Below are 17,407 nucleotides of genomic sequence, written 5' to 3'. Positions count from 1 at the left end.
TCAGCCCTCCCCGTCCGCGTCGGTCACGTCGCCGAACCCCCAGTCGTCGATGTCGGCCTCGCTCTCGTCGGCCTCGCTTTCGTCGGCCTCGTCCGGCGACGATTCCGGATCGAGGTCGACGCCGGGATCCGGGTCGGGATTCGAGTCCTCATCCGGATCGAGGTCGGGATCCGGGTCGGGATTCGAGTCCTCATCCGGATCGAGGTCGACGTCTGGGTCCGGGTCGATCGACACCTCGTCGTCGGTCCCAACGTCCGTCACCGGGTCCGTGTCGGACCCGGCGGGCGACTCCCACCCCTCGTCGTCCGACGATTCGAACGAGATGCCGAACTCCTCGTCGGGGTCGTCCGCGAACGGGCTCGCTCCCTCGTCGCCGGCGTCGTCCACGTCGAACTGGGCGTCCACCTCGTCCCCGACACCGTCTTCGGAGTCGGCTTCGCTCCCCGTCTCGGTCGCCGCGTCGGTCGGTTCGGCCGTCACGTCCGCGGCTCGGTCCATCCCCACCAGCGCCGTGTCGACCCCGTCGACGTCCTCGCCGCGGTACTCGTCGAGCAGTTCCGTCTCCGCGCGGTCGAGGATGTCGGCACACAGCGCCAGTGCCTCCTCGCTCGGGTCCGGTCGGGGCACCATCGCCTCCTTCTCGGGGTCGATGTCGATCAGGACGGACTCCATCTCGCGGAGGTCCTCCAGGCTGCGTTCGAGTCGATCCTCGGCCATCAAGCCGAGGATCGTCTCCTCGTCGTTGATGAACGCCTGGACCGTGGCGGCCACCTGCGTGTACGTGTTGAGTCCGTTCTCGATGAGGTACGCCAGGACGACCTGCCGTTTGAAGATTTCCTCCTCGAGGGTCTCCCGAGTCCACCCGCGGTCGAAGCGGATCTCCTCCAAGGTGTTGGAGTCGCTCATGCGGAGGAACTCGTCGGTCTCGGCCTGCCACTGGTAGACGTCCTGCACGTTGATCTCGTCGTTCTCGGCGTCGTAGAAGTTGATCTCGGTGAGGTTCTTGTTCCGGCGGACCTTCCGCCCCTCGACCCTGGTCTGGGTCTGGATCGACACCAGATCGAGCGCCGTGAACATCGTCTTCGAGACGTTGATCGGCTCGGTCGTGAACCGCTTGAGCACCTCACCCACGCTGTCGGCGTGGAACGTCGTCAGCGTGGTGTGCCCGGTCGACATGACCTGGAAGAGGGTCCGGCCCTCCTCGCCACGGATCTCGCCCATGACGATGTACTCCGGGCGCTGGCGGAGCGCGGCCTCCAGCAGGTCGAACTCGTCGACTTCGCCCTGTTCGTCGTCGGAGAACGAGGGCCGAGTGACGGAGGCGACCCAGTTGCGCTGGGGCAACTCCACCTCGCGGGTGTCCTCGATGGAGACGATCTTGGAGTTCGAGGGGATGAAAAGCGAGACGGCGTTCAGGCTGGTCGTCTTCCCCGATGCCGTCCCGCCGGCGAAGATCAGCGACTTGTTGTTCTCGATGGCGAGCCACAGGTACGCCATCTCCTCCAGCGAGAACGTCTTCCAGTTGATGAGGTCGACGGGCGTGAACGGGACGTCCTTGAACTGGCGGATGGTGTAGTTGGTGCCGTGGTCGGACACCTCCTTCCCGAGGGTCAACTGGGCGCGGGACCCGTCGGGGAGGGTCGCGTCCACCTGCGGACGGCGCTTGCTGATCCCCTTGCCGGACCGCTGGGCGAGCTTGACGACGAAGTCGTCGAGTTCGTTCTCGCCGTGGTAGACGTTGGAGATGATCTGCTCGTAGTCGCTGTGGTAGACGAAGACGGGCGAGTTGTAGCCGTCACACGAGATGTCCTCGACGTTGATGTCGTGTTTGATGGCGTCGATCCGTTCGTAGCCGATGAAGTCCCGCTTGAGATAGTACAGGAGCTTCTCGACCTGATACTCCGAGAGGTCGTTCGCGTCCTCGGCCATGACGGCTGGTTCGGGGCGGGCCCTGATGCCGCGAAGCTCCTCGTCGGTGTCGCTTCCGGGCTGCCAGCCCAGCCGTGACAGGAGCCGGCCGGCGGTGCCGTCGCCGCTCTCGACGCCGAGTTGGCTGGCGATGGTGTCGAGCAGGCCCGTCCCCGACGTGCGCGCGTAGAGGTCGTACCGTTCGAGCAGGGCGAACGTCTCGTCGCGGATGACCCGTTCGCGCTCGTCCAAGCCGCCGGCGACGCCCACGTCGGCGTACTTGATCGCGTTCTGGAGCTTGGCCGTCAGAAACTCGACCAGATCCTCCTCGATGGGCGTGGTGTGGGGTTGGATCACGTAGTACTTCTGCTCGTTTTCCTTCAGCGAGCGGAAGATGACGACGTAAGCGTACGGCTTGTTCACCCAGTATCGGTCCACCTCGACGAAGTGTGTCTTCTTCTCGAGGGGGACCGTCTTCTCCATGTCGTACCGGTTCGCGATGGTCGTCGTTCCGAACTCGTCGCTGAAGAAGGCGTCCTCGTCGATCTCCTCGTCGACCGACACCGTCCGCTCGTCGACGACCGCGTCCAACTCCGCCGCGACGTCCGCGGCCCCCGACAGCACCCGTTCCGTCTCCGCGGGGTCGAACCCGAGCGTGTCGGTCGGATCGAACGGGGCCGGCTCCCCGGACCCGTCGGTCGGCGGATTGCCGTTCGCGTCGTAGTAGAACTCCTCCTTGTAATCCTCCCACGACCAGAGATCCTTGACGACCGGCGGCCCGTCCCCCTGCACCCGCGAGACGGCGGCGTCGAGCCGTGTCGCGGCCTCCTCGCCCGCGGCGAGCAGCGCGGATAACCGCTCGATGTCGACCGTCTCGCGGTCCGGGTCGACGGTCGCCGCGCCGTCGAGCTCCCCCGACTCGGAGCTCTCGGCGTCGTCGATAGCCATTGACCACTTCAGGGACTTCACGAATATAAACTCTGTTGGCCGATCTAGTCGGCTGATAATCGGAGTACCCCACGGCGTCGGCGTCGGGGCAACCTCGAATGTTTTTTGAAGGGGCCTCGCTTAGCGAACGCCACGACATCATGACATTCAGTCGCAGGAAGATCGTCGCGGCCGCTGCCGGGCTCGTTGGTTCACTCGCCGGCTGTTCGGGGGGTTCGGACGGCGGCGACGGTGCGGAGGAGACGGACACGGCGACGGCCACGGCGACGGCCACCGAGACGCCGACCGCCACCGCGACGTCGACGCCCTCCGGTCCACCCGAAGACGCGCCGGAGTTCACGATCAACAACGAGAACAAGACGTTCATCCCGATGGTCGCCGAGGTGGAGCCGGGAACCGTCGTCAAGTGGACCACCGAGAGCCTCAGCTCGCACAGCGTCACCTCCATGTCGCCGTCGAGTTCGGAGAGCGGTCGGCGGGCGTGGAACCCCGAGGTGGCCTCGGACTGGGAGCTGGACGAGGACCTCGGCTCCGAGCCGGTCACCCACTACTTCCCCGAACCGGGAGTCTACGAGTACAAGTGCGACTACGACTTCGGCCACATCGGCGGCTGTGCGGCCGTCGTCGTCGGCGATCAGGAGTACGACCAGGAGATGCTGCCCTGCGAACCGCAGTAATCTAGGGCGCAGGGGACCGGTCACCGGTGCCGGTCCGCACGCACTTTTATCACTCATTCGACCGTTCCCCCAAGTGTCATCCGTATGAGTGGGCTCGATCGTATCGCGAACGTGACCGGTGAGGTGGGGGAACGCGACGCGGCGGCGGCGACCGTTCGGGCCGGGGTCGTCCTATCCGAGATGCTCCGGACGACGCTCGGGCCGACCGGCCGCGACAAGATGCTCGTCGGCGACGGGACGGTCGTCCTGACGAACGACGGAGCGAGCATCGTCGACCGGATGGAGATCGAGTCGCCGGCGGCACGGATCGTGGCCGACGTGGCGCGCGCCCAGAGCGGCGAAGTCGGCGACGGGGCGACGTCGGCGATCGTCCTCGCGGGGGCGCTGCTGGACGAGGCGAGTTCGCTGCTCGACGACGGGTTCCACCCGACGACGGTCGTCGACGGCTACCGGACGGCGGCGGCCCGAGCGGGCACGGTTCTCGACGACGTGGCGTGGACGCCCGATCCTGACGACGGATCGACGCGCCGGAACGTCGTGGCGACGTCGATCACCGGCCGCTGGGACGAGGCGCGGACGGCGTTTCTCTCCGACCTCGCGGTGCGGGCGTTCGACGCCGTCCGCGGGTCGTCGGGGCGGCGGCTGTCGAACGTGACGATCCACGGCGTCGCGGGCGGGGGGACGACCGACTCCGAACTGCTCGACGGCCTGGTCGTCGACACCGACGCCTCCTCGACGAGCCTCTCGGAGGTCGCCGCGCCGGTGCCACAGCGCGTCGACGACGCCCGCGTCGCCGTCGTCGACGACGAACTCACGATCCAGTCGCCGGACGCCGTCTCCCGGTACTCGTTCGAGGACGTGGGTGATCTCGAACGGGCACAGGCGTTCGAGACGGGGGAGTACCGCCGGTACGTCGAGGCGCTGTCCGCACACGACGTGGACGTGCTGTTCTGCCAGAAGTCCGTCGACGACCGGCTGCGAACCATGCTCGCGCGCGAGGGTGTGCTGGTCTTCGAGCGGACCCGACAGGACGAGGTCCACAAACTGGAGCGGGCGACCGGCGCCCGCCCGGTGATGCGTCTCGACGCGCTCGACACGGCGTCGGTCGGCCGGGCGGACGCGGTCGAACGGGTCACTCTCGGCGACGGCGCGTTCGTGATCGTCCGCGAGTCGACGTCGTCGCAGGTGTCGGTGCTGCTCCGCGGCGGGACGGACCACGTCGTCGACGAGACGGAGCGCATCGTGGTCGATGCCGTCGGCCTGCTCGACGAGTTCGACGCGCGGCCGCGACTCGTCGCCGGCGGCGGCGCCGTGGAGGTGGCGCTCGCGACGGACGTTCGGAGATACGGCCGGCGCATCGGGGACCGCGAAGCCGTCGCGGTCGAAGCGTTCGCGGACGCGCTGGAGACGATCCCCGTCTCGCTGGCGCGGAACGCCGGCCTGGACCCGATCGACAGCCTGCTGGAACTCCGGCGACGGCACGCGGACGACGAGACGCGGATCGGCGTCGACGGCGAGGCGGGCGGGATCGCCGACGTGTCCGACCGGGGCGTCGTCGAACCCGCTCGCCTCAAGCGGCGCGTGGTCGCCAACGCGACCGACGCCGCCGCACTCCTCCTCCGGATCGACGGGATCATCGAGACGGGGCCGTCGGAGGACGGGAGCGGCGGCCACGATCACGACCACGACCACGACGGACCCCACGCCGGCGGCGAGTTCGAGACCGATCCGCACGGCTACCCTTGGGCGATCGGCCACTGAAAAACGCGGCCGCGATCAGGACGGCCGGGCGGACGTGCCGCGGGACTGGCTCTCGACGTCGCCGAGGTCGTCCGGATCGATGGAGAAGTCGAACGCCGCCTGCGGGATGGAGACGGTGACGCAGGTGTTCGGCAGGTCGACGATGCCGGCGATGCGGCTCTCGACAGGGATGGTGCTGAGCGCGAAGTATGCCTGCTCGCCGGTGTAGCCGAAGTTCTCCAAGTAGTGGATGGCGTCGAGGCACGCCCGACGCATGCCGACGTTGGCGTTCTTGTAGTGCTGGGTGCCGTCCTCGTCGACGGAGTAGCCCTCGAAGGTGACGTACTCGCTGAACTGCGGTTCGACGTTGCCCGGCTTGAAGATGGCGTGGTCGAGGCCGAACTGTTCCTGCCCCCCTTTGATGAGGTCGACCCGGAAGTCGATCCAGCCCGCCATCTCGATGGCGCCACAGAACGTGATTTCGCCGTCACCCTGCGAGAAGTGGATGTCGCCGGTGATGAAGTTCGCCCCCTCGACGAAGACGGGGAGGTAGACGCGGGAGCCGCGGCTGAGGTTCTTGATGTCGCAGTTGCCCGCGTTCTCCCGGGGCGGGATGGTTCGGGCGGCCTCCTGACTCGCCTGCTCCAGTTCCTCGCCCTCCATCGACCCGAGCATGGCGTCTTTGGGCTCCGGCGGGAGCGCCAGCGGGGGTTGCTCCTCGCGGGTCTCGTGGTTGACGGCCGTCTCGACGTCCGGGCCGTCGTCGATGAGTTTCCGCTCCCGGCGGTTCCACTCCTCCAGCAGTTCGTGCGATGGCGCCGTCCCGAGGATGCCGGGGTGGGTCAGCCCGGCGAAGTCGACGCCGGGGACGTGCCGCGACCGGGTGTAGACGCCGTCGAGTTCCCAGATGGCCTTGCGCGCCTCGGGGAAGTGATCGGTGAGGAAGCCGCCGCCGTTCTCCAGGTCGAAGATGCCGGTGAACCCCCACTCGTGGTCCGGGAAGGCGCCGATATCGAGGATGTCGACGACGAGGACGTCGCCGGGTTCGGCGCCGTTCACCTCGATCGGACCGCTCAGGTGGTGGTTCGGCGCGAGTTCCATGTCCCGGATGTCGTTCGCGCTGTCGTCGTTGACGACCTGGCCACCCGTCCAATCGAGACACTCCACGCGGAACTTCTCGCCGGGTTCGACGCTCGCCGCGGGCGGCGTGTCCGGGTGCCACCGGTTGACGATGGGGTCGGGCTGTTCGTCGGGGGGTGCGTCGGTGTCGACCTCGAACACTGTTTCGGGCATGGTCCGTTCAAAAAATTATAATTAATCAATATATACTTTGGCATCGTTTCAACTGATAATCATTTACGGGCGGCTGTCCGAGGGCGAAATTTAAGCACTGCCGACACGTTTTTCGGGGGATGACGGAGGAAGAGCGAACCGACGCCGAGGCGCGGATCGACCTCTACGGGGCGGTCTGGACGCTGTTTCGCGACCGACCCTTCGACGCCGAGACGCTCGGACGGCGGCTCGTCGAGCGGGGGGACCACAAAGTGGTCGCCGGGAGCGACGAGCCGGCGGCGTCGCTGGCGCGGTTGGTCGAGGCGGGCGTGCTGGAGTCGACGCCGGAGGGCTACCGCGTGGTCGTCGAGCCGAACGCGGCCGCGGACGCGCTGGCGGCGGACGAGCCGCTGTCGACGGAGGCGGCTCGTCGACGCGTCCTGTCGTCGCTGACGGCGTCGGCGTCGGACGAGTCGGGGACGCTCGTCCGGGAGGGGGAACGGTACGCAGTCGTCGAACTCGGGGTCGAGGAGTCGGTCGAGGCGGCGGCCGACCGGGCGGTCGCCGCCGTCGACGCGGACCACCGGGGCGTCGTCGTCGCGACGCCGGGGACGAACGCCGACAGCGCCCAGCGGCTCGCCGACCGGCTGATCGAGACGCGCTCGTGGGCGAAGGCCGGATCGACCGTCGTGGAGGGTGACGACGCCGCCGACGAACTCGTCTTCCGGCTGTATCTGGACGCTCCGGGGGGCGTCTGACGGTCGTCGACACCCGTCACAGGGACGCGGCCGCGAACGCCAGCCCGATGCCCGCGAGCGCCCCCAGCAGGTTCGCGGCGGCGTACCACGCGGCGAGGCGTCGGTCGCCGTCCTCCCAGAGCCGGACGGTGTCGACCGAGAAGGAGGAAAACGTCGTGTAGGAGCCGCAGGCGCCGGTACCGACGAGGAGGAGGACGTCGGTGCCGGCACCGAGGGACGTGACCAGCGCGAGGACGAAGGAGCCGACGACGTTGACGGTGAAGGTTCCGTAGGGGAACCGCCGGTCGCCGGTGACGCCGCCGACGTACTGGTTCGTGGCGTACCGCAGGACCGCCCCGACGGCCGCACCCGCGCCGATCAGGTAGGCGGGGGTCACCATTCGCCGACCGCCTCCAGCGACCGCGCGAGTCGTCGGCCGACGAGAACGGCGGCGAAGCCGGACGCGTAACTCGCCGCCACGTAACCGGCGCCGACGAACGTCGGCGACTGGACGGCCTCGAGGGCGAACGTGCTGTAGGTGGTAAACGAGGAGAGAAAGCCGGTTCCGGCGACGATGCTCGTCTCCTCGCTGAGGACGCCGACGAGTTCGGCCTCGTAGGTCAGGAAGCCGAGCGCGAGACAGCCGAGGACGTTCGCCGCGAACGTGCCGCCGAGTCCGGGCACGACCAGCGAGAGGAGGTGACGGAGGTTCGCGCCGGCGAACCCGCCGACTGCGATGAGAAAGACGAGTTCGACCGTCCGGAGGCGCGCCGCCGTATCCCGTGCCATCGTTCCGTCCCAGTTCGAGCTACCGATCCGGAGTTCGCGGCCCCTCGGGATAAGTGCGACGCCCCGACGCGCGTTTGTAATCGCCCGGAGTAAATGTTGTTTCAATGTAGTATCTATGCAGTAAATTATGGAAAAATTATAAGTCCCGGTTCGGTGACGTATAACTGTCATGCGTCCAATCAGTCAACACGGCCGAACTGCGGGGATCGGAGACGATGGCGCTCTATAGCGTCCTCGGGATGGGCCTCCTGTTCGTGGGGGGCGTCCTGTTCGTCAACGGGCTGTGGTTGCTGGGACACGGATCGGACAGGGACGTGGCGACGTTCAACCTCCTGACCGGGTTGATTACGTTCCTGATCGTCCTCTGGTGGGGATTCGGCGGCGACGCCTCGGAGGGGACGCCGTTCAACGCGGCGGGAACCCTGTTGTTCTCGATGACGTATCTCTGGATCGCGGCGAACGCGTACCGCGGCGTGGAGGACCAGCGCTCCTTTGGCTGGTACTGCTTTTTCGTCGCGCTCACGGCGCTGCCGACGGCGTATCTCGTCTTCCTGGGCGGCGACCTCGGTCTCACCGGTCTCTGGCTACTCTGGGCGGTGCTCTGGGCCGCGTTCTTCCTCCTACTGGGCCTCGAGCGCGACGAACTCACCGAACCGGTCGGCTGGTTCACCGCCGCGACGGGCGTCGCCACCGCCGTCGGCGGCTACCTGATGGCCGCCGGATTCTGGCCCTGGGCCTGACCGCATTTTATTTCTGATATGTAATATGAATACAAACGTCAGTTGGTCTGATTTGTTACAATAACGTTAAGTCATTTTCCGAGACATTTCTTCCCGGGTTTAACGACCCCTGGTACCAATGCCCGAAGTAAAATTCGAAGTCGACACGGACAGTCCGCCGGACGAGCAACCCGGAGCCAACCCGTTCAACCGGTGGCATCCGGACATCCCCGCGGCGGTGGAAGTCGACGACGGCGAGACGGCGCGCCTCGAGGCCCTCGACTGGACGGGAGGGCAGATCACCGACAACGACGACCCCAACGAGGTACGGGACGTCGACCTCAATCAGGTCCACTATCTCGCCGGCCCCGTCCACGTCAACGGCGCCGAACCCGGCGACCTCCTGAAAGTCGAGTTCCTCGATATGGGGCCGCTCAACGGCCGCTCGGAGTTCGGCTTCACCGGCACCTTCTCCCAGCAGAACGGCGGCGGCTTCCTCACCGACCACTTCTCCGACGCCGCCAAGTCGATCTGGGACCTCGACGGCTACACCGTCTCCTCCCGACACATTCCCGACGTCCGATACGAGGGGAAGATCCACCCCGGACTCGCCGGCTGTGCCCCGAGTCAGGAACTCCTCGAACGGTGGAACGAACGCGAACAGGAACTCATCGACAAACACGAGGCGGATCCCGAGTCCATCCAGAACCATCCGACCGGCGAGGAAGTGCCCGGGGTCGCCAACCCGCCGACCAAAGACGGCGCCCTGATGGGCGAGATGGATTCCGAGGAGGCCGATGCGGCCGCCGAGGAGGCCGCCCGGACCGTGCCGCCCCGCGAACACGGCGGCAACCACGACATCAAGGATCTCTCCATCGGATCGACGGTGTACTTCCCCGTCTACGTCGAGGGCGGGAAGTTCGGCATCGGCGACTTCCACGCCTCGCAGGGCGATGGCGAGATCACCTTCTGTGGCGCCATCGAGATGGCCGCCTACATCGATCTCAAGTTCGAAGTCGTCAAGAACGGGATGGAGGACCACGGCGTCACCCACCCCATCTTCGAACCGGGGCACCGCGGCCCCAACTTCGAGGACTACGTCACCTTCTGTGGCTACTCGGTCACCGAGGACGGCGAACAGCATTACATCGACTCCCATACGGCCTACCGGCGGGCCTGCCTCCAGGCCATCGACTACCTGAAGAAGTTCGGGTACACCGGTCAGCAGGCCCTCCACATCCTCGGGACGGTGCCCATCGAAGGCCGGCAGAGCGGCGTCGTCGACGTGCCCAACGCCTGCTCGACGCTCGCGCTCCCGACCGGCGCCTTCGAGTTCGACCTCTCGCCGGGCAGCCTCGGCAACGCCGAGGACCGCGGCGACCTCGTCGTCACCGACGACCCGCTCGGCTGATCGAGTGCGGAGGATCGACGCTCACCCGTCCGGGTCCCGATCCTCCATCGCCTCGTGGACGGCCGCGGTGAGTGCCCTGATGTCCGGACGCGACGCGTCGTCCTCCGACCGATCGGTTTCGTGATACCGCGCTCCCGCACGAAGTGCCAACTGTACCACGTCGTTCGTGTTCAGGATCGACTCGCCGGCACGGTCGTTCAGATCGTCCCGGATCCGGCTCAACAGCTCGCGGGTGTCGTTCGACAGCGTCACCGAGACACGCACCGCGTGTGGTGTCTCGTCGTGGAGTCGCGTCGCCTGCCGCGCGACGGCGTCGTCGTGATCGTCCATGTTCCGTCCGTCGCGAGGAAGCGTCTAATGTATTGCCCCGGCTGGTACGGAACGGTGGCGTACCGAAATCGATGGAATCAGTTGTTCGTGCTGGGTTCGGTCTCGTCGTCCGCCGTGGCCGTCTCCTCGGTCGTGGTCGTCGAGGAGTCGCCGCTCGAGGGATCGGCGCCCTCCTGGAGTTCCTCCTCGATCTCCTCGCGCCCGCGTTTGAACTCGCCCATCGCCTGGCCGGTCGAGCGAGCCAGCTTGGGGATCTTGTTCGCCCCGAACAGCAAGACGAGGACGAAGAGGACGATGAGCAACTCCGGCCCGCCGGGCAACCCGGGGAACAGTGGGACGATTGGGTCGTGCATCACTACCTCGGGGTAGCCGATTGGCAATTATAGGCTTTTTGGACCGGTCAGTCCGACTCGACACCCCGACGACCCCGGCCGTCCAGCCGTCCGGCCGTCCGGCCGGATCGCCGCAGCCGACAGTATAATAGCCGCCACCGACGAACGGGGACCATGGTCGACATCGGCGACGAGGCTCCCGATTTCACTGCGCCGCTCGCGAACGGTGACGTCGAGACGTTCACTCTCTCGGAGCACCTCGACGAGTCACCCATCGTCCTCGCGTTCTTCCCCGCGGCGTTCACCCCCACTTGCACCAGCGAGATGTGTTCGTTCCGCGATCACATGGCCGAGTTCGAGGCCATCGACGCGACGGTGTACGGCATCAGCGTCGACCTCCCCTACACCCTCAACGAGTTCCGCGAGCGGAACGACCTGAACTTCGGGCTCATCAGCGACGAGCGCCGGGAGCTGATCGACGCCTACGGCGTGGCGTCGTCGTTCTCCCCGCTCGAGATGCGCGTCGCCCGGCGGGCGGTGTTCGTCGTCGACGGCGACGGTACCGTCACGTATCGGTGGGTCGGGGACAACCCCAAACAGGAGCCGGATTACGAGGCGGTCCGCGAGGCGGCGGCCGAGACGGCCTGATACTGTTTATTGTAAGTCAGTACCGGTGGTTCGCCGGACTGTCCTGGCGAACCACCGGTAAACAGTTACAATAGTCCGTACGAGACCGACCGCGCGCTTTTGTGACTCGGGAGTGCACGGTGACTATGGGCACCGACGACGCCGACACCGACGACGCCGACGGCCGGAAGTACGATCCGGACGCGTCACACGCCTTCCCGGACGGGAAACTGAACCGGGTCCTCCCGGCCCTCGTCGAGGACCCCGAGGTGCGGACGTATCTCGACGCTCAGAACGTCAACGCCGTCACGCGCAAGGGGTACAACGACCACGGTCCGAAACACATCCAGATCGTCCGCAACCGCGCCCTCCGGCTGTACGAACTCCTGAAACGGGCCGGCGTGGCGTTCAACGGGGCGACGGATCAGGGGCTGTCCGAGGCGGACGAACCGGTGATCGTCGCGCTCGCGGCCACGCTCCACGATGTGGGACACGTCGTCCACCGCGACCGGCACCCTTACTACTCCATCCCGCTCGCCGCGGACCTCCTCGACCGGTTCCTGCCCGAGTTCTACGACACCGAGGCGGCGGTCCGCGTGAAAGCCGAGACGCTCCACGCCATCCTCTGTCACCACACCGAGGAGGACCCGCTCACCCGCGAGGCGGGAGTCATCCGCGTCGCCGACGCCCTCGACATGGAGCGTGGCCGCTCCCGCATCCCCTACGAGAAGGGCGGCCGCGGGATCAACACCCTCTCGAGTCGGGCGATCCGCGACGTCTCGCTACGGGAGGGCGACGACAGGGCGGTCCTGGTCGAAATCGAGATGGTGAACGCCGCGGGCGTCTACCAGGTCGACAACCTGCTCAAGGCGAAACTGGAGGACTCGACGCTGGAGGATCACGTCCGCATCGTCGCCATCAACACCAAAGAGGAGAGCGGGCTGGTCGAACGGATCGAACTCTAGTCCGAGACGACCGTCTCGTCGACGCCGGCGAGTTCGAGCGAGCCACCGAGGGTCCGGTTCGGGTAGGGGATGTTGATATCCTCCTCGTCGAACCGCTCTTTGACGCCCGTGACGTACTCGCCGCGGGTCTTGACGAAGTCGGAGCGGCTGGGGTCGTCGATCCAGACCCGCGATTTGAGCACGACCGACGAGTCGCCGAGTTCGGTCAGCCGCACCGACGGCGCGGGGTCTTCGAGGATGTCGGGGTGGGCGTGGGCCTCCTCGAGGATGATCTCGTTCGCCCGCTCGATGTCGTCGTCGTAGCCGATGCCGAAGGGGACCTGCAGGCGGAGCTGCCCCTTGGCGACGGGGTTCTTGATGACGCCGTCGGTGAGGTGGGAGTTGGGGACCGTCAGGAGTTCGTTGTCGAAGGTCCGCACCCGCGATACACGGAAGCTGATGTCCTCGACGATGCCCGAGTTGCCGTCCCACTCGATCCAGTCGCCGATCTTGAACGGCTTGTCGGTGAAGATGAAGACGCCGGCGACGAAGTTGGCGATGACGTCCTGCATGGCGAAGCCGATGGCCAGGGTCGCGGCCGCCGCGACCGTCGCCAGCGACTGCAGGAAGTCGCCGTAGCCGGCCATGCCGAACGCGACGGCGATCCCCGCGAACACCACCACCAGGAGCGTGAGCTTCCGTAGCGGCCGGCGGGCGTGTCGCTCCAGCCCTCGATTCTCCATGAGACGGTCCACCAGCGGGAGGACCACCGCGCGTCCGATCACGTAGACGGCGACGAGGACGACGACGAAGATGACCGCCGAACCGATGGCGTCGGCGTACGGCACGCCGTTCCGACCGAGGAACTCCGCGAGCGCGCCGTTCTGGAGCGGAACCGCGGCCCCGGTCATCGGTGCAGCACGGCCGTGTTGCCCCGCGTCTCGACGACGGCCGCGTTCGTCCGCTCCGCGAGGTCGGTCGCCAGCGACTCGACGTCGGTTCCGCCCTGGGCCGAGCGCAGGAACTTCACTTTCACCAGCTCCTCCCCCTTCAGTTGGTCGTCACACTCGTCGACGACGGTGTCGACGCCCCCCTTGCCGACCCACAGGGTCACGTCGAGGTCGTGGGCCCGCTTGCGCAACGCTTGCGTATCCATACCCGCAACTGACTCCGAATCGGTTTGAAACTTTATATTAACGACCCGGAAACCGCGTCGACGGCGCGGGAACCGACGGAATCGGCGCCGCCACGGCGCTCACTCGTATGGGTAGCGGGCCGTCGCGCCACAGTCACACCGGACGACCACGTGCCCGTCCGCCAGCCGGACGCGGGCGTTCCGCCCCGGTCGGAGGTAGGCGTCACACGCGTCACAGGTGAACCGCCGGAACGATCGGGGGAGCGTGAGGCGGTTGCGCTCGGCGATCCGCCGGGCGAGGCGGACGTACCGCCGGGCGCGGTCGGGGTCGTCCGCCGCGACCGCCTCCCGAGCGAGCGCGGCCAGCCGGTCGATCCGTTCCTCGGCGATGCCCATACTCGAATCCGGCCGGGCGGTGGCAAAGGCCTTCCGACAGACCGGTAGCGTGAAAACCGTCACCGCGCAATCGACCCCCGTGCGGGTGTTGAACTACCTCGAACTGGCGGACCGACTCGATCGGAGCGGGATCGGGACCGCGGCCGACCAGCAGCGCGCGGCCCTGGCGACGACCGACGTGTCGGTGCTCACGTCGCCGTGGACCGGCGGATCGCCGCCGCGAGCCCTCGGTGCGGCGCTCCGCGGCGGCGACGTCTTCCGGTCGTACGACGTCGCGCACTGCAACATGATCGGGCCGGGATCGATCGCGGTGGCCCGCCACGCGAAGCGGACCGGGACGCCGCTGGTGCTCCACGCCCACGTCACGCGCGAGGACTTCGCCGAGAGCTTCCGGGGGTCGACCCACCTCGCCCGCCCGCTCGGGCGCTACCTCCGGTGGTTCTACTCGCAGGCCGACCTCGTGCTCTGTCCCAGCGCCTACACGAAGCGAATCCTGGAGTCGTACCCCGTACGGGCGCCGATCCGGCCGATCACCAACGGTGTCGACGTCGACTCCCTCTCCGGCTTCGAGTCCCTCCGCGGGGAGTACCGCGACCGCTTCGACCTGGAGGGCCTGGTCGTCTTCTCCGTCGGCAACGTCTTCGAGCGCAAGGGGCTCACTACCTTCTGCCGCCTCGCCGAGGCGACCGACTACGAGTTCGCGTGGTTCGGCCCCTACGACACGGGGCCACAGGCCTCCGAGACGGTCCGGCGCTGGGTGCGGAACCCCCCGGAGAACGTCACGTTCACGGGCTGGGTCGACGACAAGCGCGGCGCCTTCGCCGCCGGCGACGTCTACTGCTTCCCGACGAAGGCGGAGAACCAGGGTATCGCCGTCCTGGAGGCGATGGCCTGCGGGAAGCCGGTCGTCCTCCGCGACATCCCCGTCTTCGATGAGTTCTACACCCACGAACACGACTGTCTGAAATGTTCGACCCGGGCGGAGTTCCGCGCGGCGCTGGACCGACTGGCCGACGACCCGGACCTGCGGGCGCGCCTCGGCGAGAACGCGGCGGAGACGGCGGCCGAACACTCCCTGGAGCGGGTTGGCGAGAAACTCGTCGACGCCTACGACGAAGTCACAAGCGATTAACCCCTGCTTGCCGAACCGCCGGCAATGCGTTCGGTCGCCGCCTTCACCGATACCTATCTGCCCACGGTCAACGGCGTCACCTACACGGTCCAGACCTGGCGCGACTGCTGGGGCGACCGCGGCGGCCGCATGGACGTGGTGTACCCGCGGACCGACGGCTACGCCGCCCGAGCCGGCGAGTATCCGGTCCGGAGCCTCCCCTTTCCCTTCTACCCCGGATTCCGCCTCGGCGTCCCCTGGATCCCACGCCGGGTTCGCGACGTCGACGTCGTCCACGCGCACACGCCCTTCGCGGTGGGCTTGGCGGGCCTCCGCCTCGCCGCCCGACACGACCGACCGCTGGTCGCCTCGTATCACACGCCGACCGCGGAGTACGCCGACTACGTCGCGCCGAGCGAGACGGTCGAGGCGCTCGTCGAACGGGTGAGCGAGCGGTACGAACGGTGGTTCCTCGACCGGGCCGACGCCGTCGTCGCGCCGAGCGAGGCGACCGCCGCCCACCTCGTCGACGAGGTCGGCGTCGCCACGCCGGTGACGGTCGTGCCGAACGGCATCGACACGGAGCGGTTCCGCCCGGTCGATCCGGCGTCCTTCCTGTCCCGCCACGACCTCGACGACGCCGGCACGCTGATCGGCTACACCGGGCGACACGGCTACGAGAAGCGCCTCGGGGACCTCGTCGACGCCGCGGCGGACCTGGAGGCGACCGTCGTCTTCGGCGGCGACGGCCCGGCCCGTGCCGACCTCGAAGCCCGCGCGGCCGAGCGGGGCGTCGACGCCCGATTCCTCGGCTTCCTGGACCGCGAGGAACTCCCCGCGTTCTACAGCGCCCTCGACGCCTTCGTCTTCCCGAGTCCGGTCGAGACACAGGGGCTCGTCGCGCTGGAGGCAAACGCCTGTGGCACGCCGGTCGTGGGGGCGGACGACGGCGCCCTCGCCAACACCGTCGTGGACGGCGAGACCGGCTATCACTTCGAGACGGGCGACGTCGCGGCGCTCCGCCGGGCGGTTCGGCGGACCCTCGACGAGCGAGACCGACTCGGGGAGACGTGTCTCGTGGTGCGGGACCGACACGCGGTCGACCGAGCGGTCGACCGCCTCGCCGAGGTCTACGACCGCGTGAGCTGATACTGTTTATTGTAAGTCAGTACCGGTGATTCGCCGCACTGTCCTGGCGAACCACCGGTAAACAGTTACAATGATCCGTATGAGAACGGGCCGCGGTCAGTCGTCTTCGAGCGCCTGTGCGATCCGCTGGAGCTGTCGGGTGGCGTCGCGCACCTCGTCCCTGAGCTGTCGGACCTCGCGGACGAGCTCTTCGTTCCCCACCGACTCCTCCTCGCCGCGGCCGCCACCCATGCCGGGCGGGCCACCGCCGCCGCCGCCCATCCCCGGCGGACCGCCGCCCATGCCGGGCGGGCCACCACCGCCGCCGCCCATCATGCCGCTCATCATCTGTGCGAAGGGGTTGCCGCCCTCGCCGCCGCCCATCATCTCCTCGGGGTCGGGACGCTCGCCCTCCTCGCGTTCCTCGGCGCGGCGTTCGCGGATCTCCTCGACGCGCTCGCGGAAGGACTTCTCCTCGCCGTCGCCCTCGCCGCCCTCCACGTCGCCGGTTTCGCCGTCCGCAGTCTCGGACTCGTCGCCAGTGTCGTCTGCCATGCGACCGAGTTCACGAGCCATGCCGAAAAGGGTTGCCGTCTTCGGAACGATGCCGCCGCGATCGGTCGCCGGCTTCCGTCGGCCGGACGACGACCGTGTCACCGTCCAGTCGCCGTCTCACGACGCTCCCTACTCCTCGCCCCCGTCGCCGTCGTCCCCGCGCTCCCGGACGGTCATGACCGGCACGTCGGAACGCCGGAGGACCCGCTCGGTGACGCTCCCGAGGAGGCCGCGTTTCAGTCCGGTCCGACCGTGGGTCCCCATCACGACGAGGTCGACGTCGTGTTCGTCGACGTAGGTACCGATCGCTTCGTGGGGGACGCCGACCCGAATCGCCTCGACAACGGGCACGTCCGCGGCCGACGCCCGGGCACGGACCGAGTCGAGCGGTCGTCGGTCCGACGCCTCGACCAGGTCGCGCGCCGCTTCGCGGTCCACGTCGGCGTCGATCGGACTCATCCGCACGTCGACGACGTAGAGGGCGTGCACGGTCGCCCCGTAGGTCCGTGCGATCCCGACCGCGTGGTCGGCGGCGGCCGCCGCGGCGTCGCTTCCGTCCGTGGGGACGAGCACTCGTTCGTACACGGCCGTCACTCCGACCGCAGGGGGCTTGAGTGTACGGTGTCCGCGGCGTAACGTATAGGGGCG

Annotated in this window: 20 protein-coding genes; 9 read left to right on the top strand and 11 right to left on the bottom strand. The window is 67.8% G+C overall.

Translation table 11 applies throughout. The features are described from left to right. Window positions 1-2,856, bottom strand: coding sequence for a type II/IV secretion system ATPase subunit (locus EI982_RS06755; protein ID WP_157688796.1), 2,856 nt, complete (start codon window positions 2,854-2,856; stop codon window positions 1-3). Window positions 2,857-2,996: 140 nt separating this feature from the next. Between EI982_RS06755 and EI982_RS06750 the strand changes: the two genes are divergently transcribed. Both EI982_RS06750 and thsA read left to right on the top strand, forming a co-directional pair. Further along, window positions 2,997-3,533, top strand: a complete 537-nt coding sequence (locus EI982_RS06750; protein WP_157688795.1) for a cupredoxin domain-containing protein — start codon at window positions 2,997-2,999, stop codon at window positions 3,531-3,533. 84 nt (window positions 3,534-3,617) lie between these two features. Next, window positions 3,618-5,294, top strand: a complete 1,677-nt coding sequence (gene thsA, locus EI982_RS06745) for a thermosome subunit alpha (protein WP_157688794.1) — start codon at window positions 3,618-3,620, stop codon at window positions 5,292-5,294. A gap of 15 nt (window positions 5,295-5,309) precedes the next feature. On the opposite strand, the gene fmdA (EI982_RS06740) is transcribed toward thsA, so the two are convergent. Further along, complete coding sequence (fmdA, locus tag EI982_RS06740) at window positions 5,310-6,566, bottom strand: formamidase (RefSeq protein WP_157688793.1); 1,257 nt, start codon at window positions 6,564-6,566, stop codon at window positions 5,310-5,312. Between the two features lie 119 nt (window positions 6,567-6,685). On the opposite strand from fmdA (EI982_RS06740), the gene EI982_RS06735 reads away from it, so the two are divergent. Further along, entirely contained in the window at window positions 6,686-7,303 is a 618-nt protein-coding gene (locus EI982_RS06735) for a hypothetical protein (protein WP_157688792.1), read from the top strand. A 16-nt stretch (window positions 7,304-7,319) separates the two neighbouring features. Here the strand turns inward: EI982_RS06735 and crcB are convergent, their stop codons facing one another. Further along, window positions 7,320-7,682, bottom strand: coding sequence for a fluoride efflux transporter CrcB (crcB, locus tag EI982_RS06730; RefSeq protein ID WP_157688791.1), 363 nt, complete (start codon window positions 7,680-7,682; stop codon window positions 7,320-7,322). After that, entirely contained in the window at window positions 7,676-8,071 is a 396-nt protein-coding gene (locus EI982_RS06725) for a fluoride efflux transporter FluC (protein ID WP_157688790.1), read from the bottom strand. Before EI982_RS06725 ends, crcB begins: the two co-directional genes overlap by 7 nt. Before the next feature lie 215 nt (window positions 8,072-8,286). On the opposite strand from EI982_RS06725, the gene EI982_RS06720 reads away from it, so the two are divergent. Then, a complete protein-coding gene (locus EI982_RS06720; protein WP_199243755.1) occupies window positions 8,287-8,811 on the top strand; it encodes an AmiS/UreI family transporter in 525 nt (174 codons plus the stop codon). Window positions 8,812-8,929: 118 nt separating this feature from the next. Further along, window positions 8,930-10,201: a formamidase gene (fmdA, locus tag EI982_RS06715; RefSeq protein WP_157688789.1), complete on the top strand. Its 1,272-nt coding sequence runs from the start codon at window positions 8,930-8,932 to the stop codon at window positions 10,199-10,201. 21 nt (window positions 10,202-10,222) lie between these two features. Here the strand turns inward: fmdA (EI982_RS06715) and EI982_RS06710 are convergent, their stop codons facing one another. Next, window positions 10,223-10,531 carry a hypothetical protein gene (locus EI982_RS06710; protein ID WP_157688788.1) on the bottom strand — a complete coding sequence of 103 codons (309 nt, stop codon included), beginning with the start codon at window positions 10,529-10,531 and terminating at the stop codon, window positions 10,223-10,225. Between the two features lie 77 nt (window positions 10,532-10,608). Further along, on the bottom strand, window positions 10,609-10,884 hold the full coding sequence (locus tag EI982_RS06705; RefSeq protein ID WP_157688787.1) for a Sec-independent protein translocase subunit TatA/TatB: 276 nt from the start codon (window positions 10,882-10,884) through the stop codon (window positions 10,609-10,611). A gap of 153 nt (window positions 10,885-11,037) precedes the next feature. Between EI982_RS06705 and EI982_RS06700 the strand changes: the two genes are divergently transcribed. Both EI982_RS06700 and EI982_RS06695 read left to right on the top strand, forming a co-directional pair. Continuing rightward, window positions 11,038-11,511 (top strand): redoxin domain-containing protein, encoded by a 474-nt coding sequence (locus tag EI982_RS06700; protein ID WP_157688786.1) that lies wholly within the window; start codon window positions 11,038-11,040, stop codon window positions 11,509-11,511. Between the two features lie 125 nt (window positions 11,512-11,636). After that, window positions 11,637-12,455, top strand: coding sequence for an HD domain-containing protein (locus EI982_RS06695; protein ID WP_157688785.1), 819 nt, complete (start codon window positions 11,637-11,639; stop codon window positions 12,453-12,455). Here EI982_RS06695 and EI982_RS06690 read toward each other — a convergent pair. The 3 genes from EI982_RS06690 to EI982_RS06680 form a co-directional block, all read right to left on the bottom strand. After that, the gene (locus tag EI982_RS06690) at window positions 12,452-13,345 is read right to left on the bottom strand and encodes a mechanosensitive ion channel family protein (RefSeq protein WP_157688784.1); all 894 of its coding nucleotides are present in this window, start codon (window positions 13,343-13,345) and stop codon (window positions 12,452-12,454) included. The genes EI982_RS06695 and EI982_RS06690 overlap by 4 nt on opposite strands. Beyond that, window positions 13,342-13,590, bottom strand: coding sequence for a YhbY family RNA-binding protein (locus tag EI982_RS06685; RefSeq protein WP_157688783.1), 249 nt, complete (start codon window positions 13,588-13,590; stop codon window positions 13,342-13,344). Before EI982_RS06685 ends, EI982_RS06690 begins: the two co-directional genes overlap by 4 nt. 99 nt (window positions 13,591-13,689) lie before the next feature. After that, on the bottom strand, window positions 13,690-13,965 hold the full coding sequence (locus tag EI982_RS06680) for a ribonuclease P protein component 4 (protein WP_157688782.1): 276 nt from the start codon (window positions 13,963-13,965) through the stop codon (window positions 13,690-13,692). A gap of 79 nt (window positions 13,966-14,044) precedes the next feature. Here EI982_RS06680 and EI982_RS06675 point away from each other — a divergent pair, with 79 nt between their 5' ends. Next, a complete protein-coding gene (locus EI982_RS06675; protein WP_157691084.1) occupies window positions 14,045-15,097 on the top strand; it encodes a glycosyltransferase family 4 protein in 1,053 nt (350 codons plus the stop codon). 24 nt (window positions 15,098-15,121) lie between these two features. Next, complete coding sequence (locus EI982_RS06670) at window positions 15,122-16,225, top strand: glycosyltransferase (RefSeq protein ID WP_157688781.1); 1,104 nt, start codon at window positions 15,122-15,124, stop codon at window positions 16,223-16,225. Window positions 16,226-16,321: 96 nt separating this feature from the next. Here EI982_RS06670 and EI982_RS06665 read toward each other — a convergent pair whose 3' ends face one another. Together EI982_RS06665 and EI982_RS06660 are read right to left on the bottom strand one after the other, a co-directional pair. Continuing rightward, window positions 16,322-16,759 carry a hypothetical protein gene (locus tag EI982_RS06665; protein WP_157688780.1) on the bottom strand — a complete coding sequence of 146 codons (438 nt, stop codon included), beginning with the start codon at window positions 16,757-16,759 and terminating at the stop codon, window positions 16,322-16,324. Between the two features lie 129 nt (window positions 16,760-16,888). Beyond that, the gene (locus EI982_RS06660) at window positions 16,889-17,344 is read right to left on the bottom strand and encodes a universal stress protein (protein ID WP_157688779.1); all 456 of its coding nucleotides are present in this window, start codon (window positions 17,342-17,344) and stop codon (window positions 16,889-16,891) included. Between the last annotated feature and the right edge of the window lie 63 nt (window positions 17,345-17,407).

Origin of the sequence: Haloplanus salinarum, from assembly GCF_009762275.1 — an archaeon.
Lineage (GTDB): Archaea > Halobacteriota > Halobacteria > Halobacteriales > Haloferacaceae > Haloplanus > Haloplanus salinarum.
This window is presented reverse-complemented; position numbering and strand designations above follow the sequence as displayed.

What these genes read in the sequence shown, in the direction of transcription:
- EI982_RS06755 (WP_157688796.1), bottom strand. Translation starts at nt 2,856, where the DNA reads ATGGCTATCGACGACGCCGAGAGCTCCGAGTCGGGGGAGCTCGACGGC.
- EI982_RS06750 (WP_157688795.1), top strand. Translation starts at nt 2,997, where the DNA reads ATGACATTCAGTCGCAGGAAGATCGTCGCGGCCGCTGCCGGGCTCGTT.
- thsA (WP_157688794.1), top strand. Translation starts at nt 3,618, where the DNA reads ATGAGTGGGCTCGATCGTATCGCGAACGTGACCGGTGAGGTGGGGGAA.
- fmdA (WP_157688793.1), bottom strand. Translation starts at nt 6,566, where the DNA reads ATGCCCGAAACAGTGTTCGAGGTCGACACCGACGCACCCCCCGACGAA.
- EI982_RS06735 (WP_157688792.1), top strand. Translation starts at nt 6,686, where the DNA reads ATGACGGAGGAAGAGCGAACCGACGCCGAGGCGCGGATCGACCTCTAC.
- crcB (WP_157688791.1), bottom strand. Translation starts at nt 7,682, where the DNA reads ATGGTGACCCCCGCCTACCTGATCGGCGCGGGTGCGGCCGTCGGGGCG.
- EI982_RS06725 (WP_157688790.1), bottom strand. Translation starts at nt 8,071, where the DNA reads ATGGCACGGGATACGGCGGCGCGCCTCCGGACGGTCGAACTCGTCTTT.
- EI982_RS06720 (WP_199243755.1), top strand. Translation starts at nt 8,287, where the DNA reads ATGGCGCTCTATAGCGTCCTCGGGATGGGCCTCCTGTTCGTGGGGGGC.
- fmdA (WP_157688789.1), top strand. Translation starts at nt 8,930, where the DNA reads ATGCCCGAAGTAAAATTCGAAGTCGACACGGACAGTCCGCCGGACGAG.
- EI982_RS06710 (WP_157688788.1), bottom strand. Translation starts at nt 10,531, where the DNA reads ATGGACGATCACGACGACGCCGTCGCGCGGCAGGCGACGCGACTCCAC.
- EI982_RS06705 (WP_157688787.1), bottom strand. Translation starts at nt 10,884, where the DNA reads ATGCACGACCCAATCGTCCCACTGTTCCCCGGGTTGCCCGGCGGGCCG.
- EI982_RS06700 (WP_157688786.1), top strand. Translation starts at nt 11,038, where the DNA reads ATGGTCGACATCGGCGACGAGGCTCCCGATTTCACTGCGCCGCTCGCG.
- EI982_RS06695 (WP_157688785.1), top strand. Translation starts at nt 11,637, where the DNA reads ATGGGCACCGACGACGCCGACACCGACGACGCCGACGGCCGGAAGTAC.
- EI982_RS06690 (WP_157688784.1), bottom strand. Translation starts at nt 13,345, where the DNA reads ATGACCGGGGCCGCGGTTCCGCTCCAGAACGGCGCGCTCGCGGAGTTC.
- EI982_RS06685 (WP_157688783.1), bottom strand. Translation starts at nt 13,590, where the DNA reads ATGGATACGCAAGCGTTGCGCAAGCGGGCCCACGACCTCGACGTGACC.
- EI982_RS06680 (WP_157688782.1), bottom strand. Translation starts at nt 13,965, where the DNA reads ATGGGCATCGCCGAGGAACGGATCGACCGGCTGGCCGCGCTCGCTCGG.
- EI982_RS06670 (WP_157688781.1), top strand. Translation starts at nt 15,122, where the DNA reads ATGCGTTCGGTCGCCGCCTTCACCGATACCTATCTGCCCACGGTCAAC.
- EI982_RS06665 (WP_157688780.1), bottom strand. Translation starts at nt 16,759, where the DNA reads ATGGCAGACGACACTGGCGACGAGTCCGAGACTGCGGACGGCGAAACC.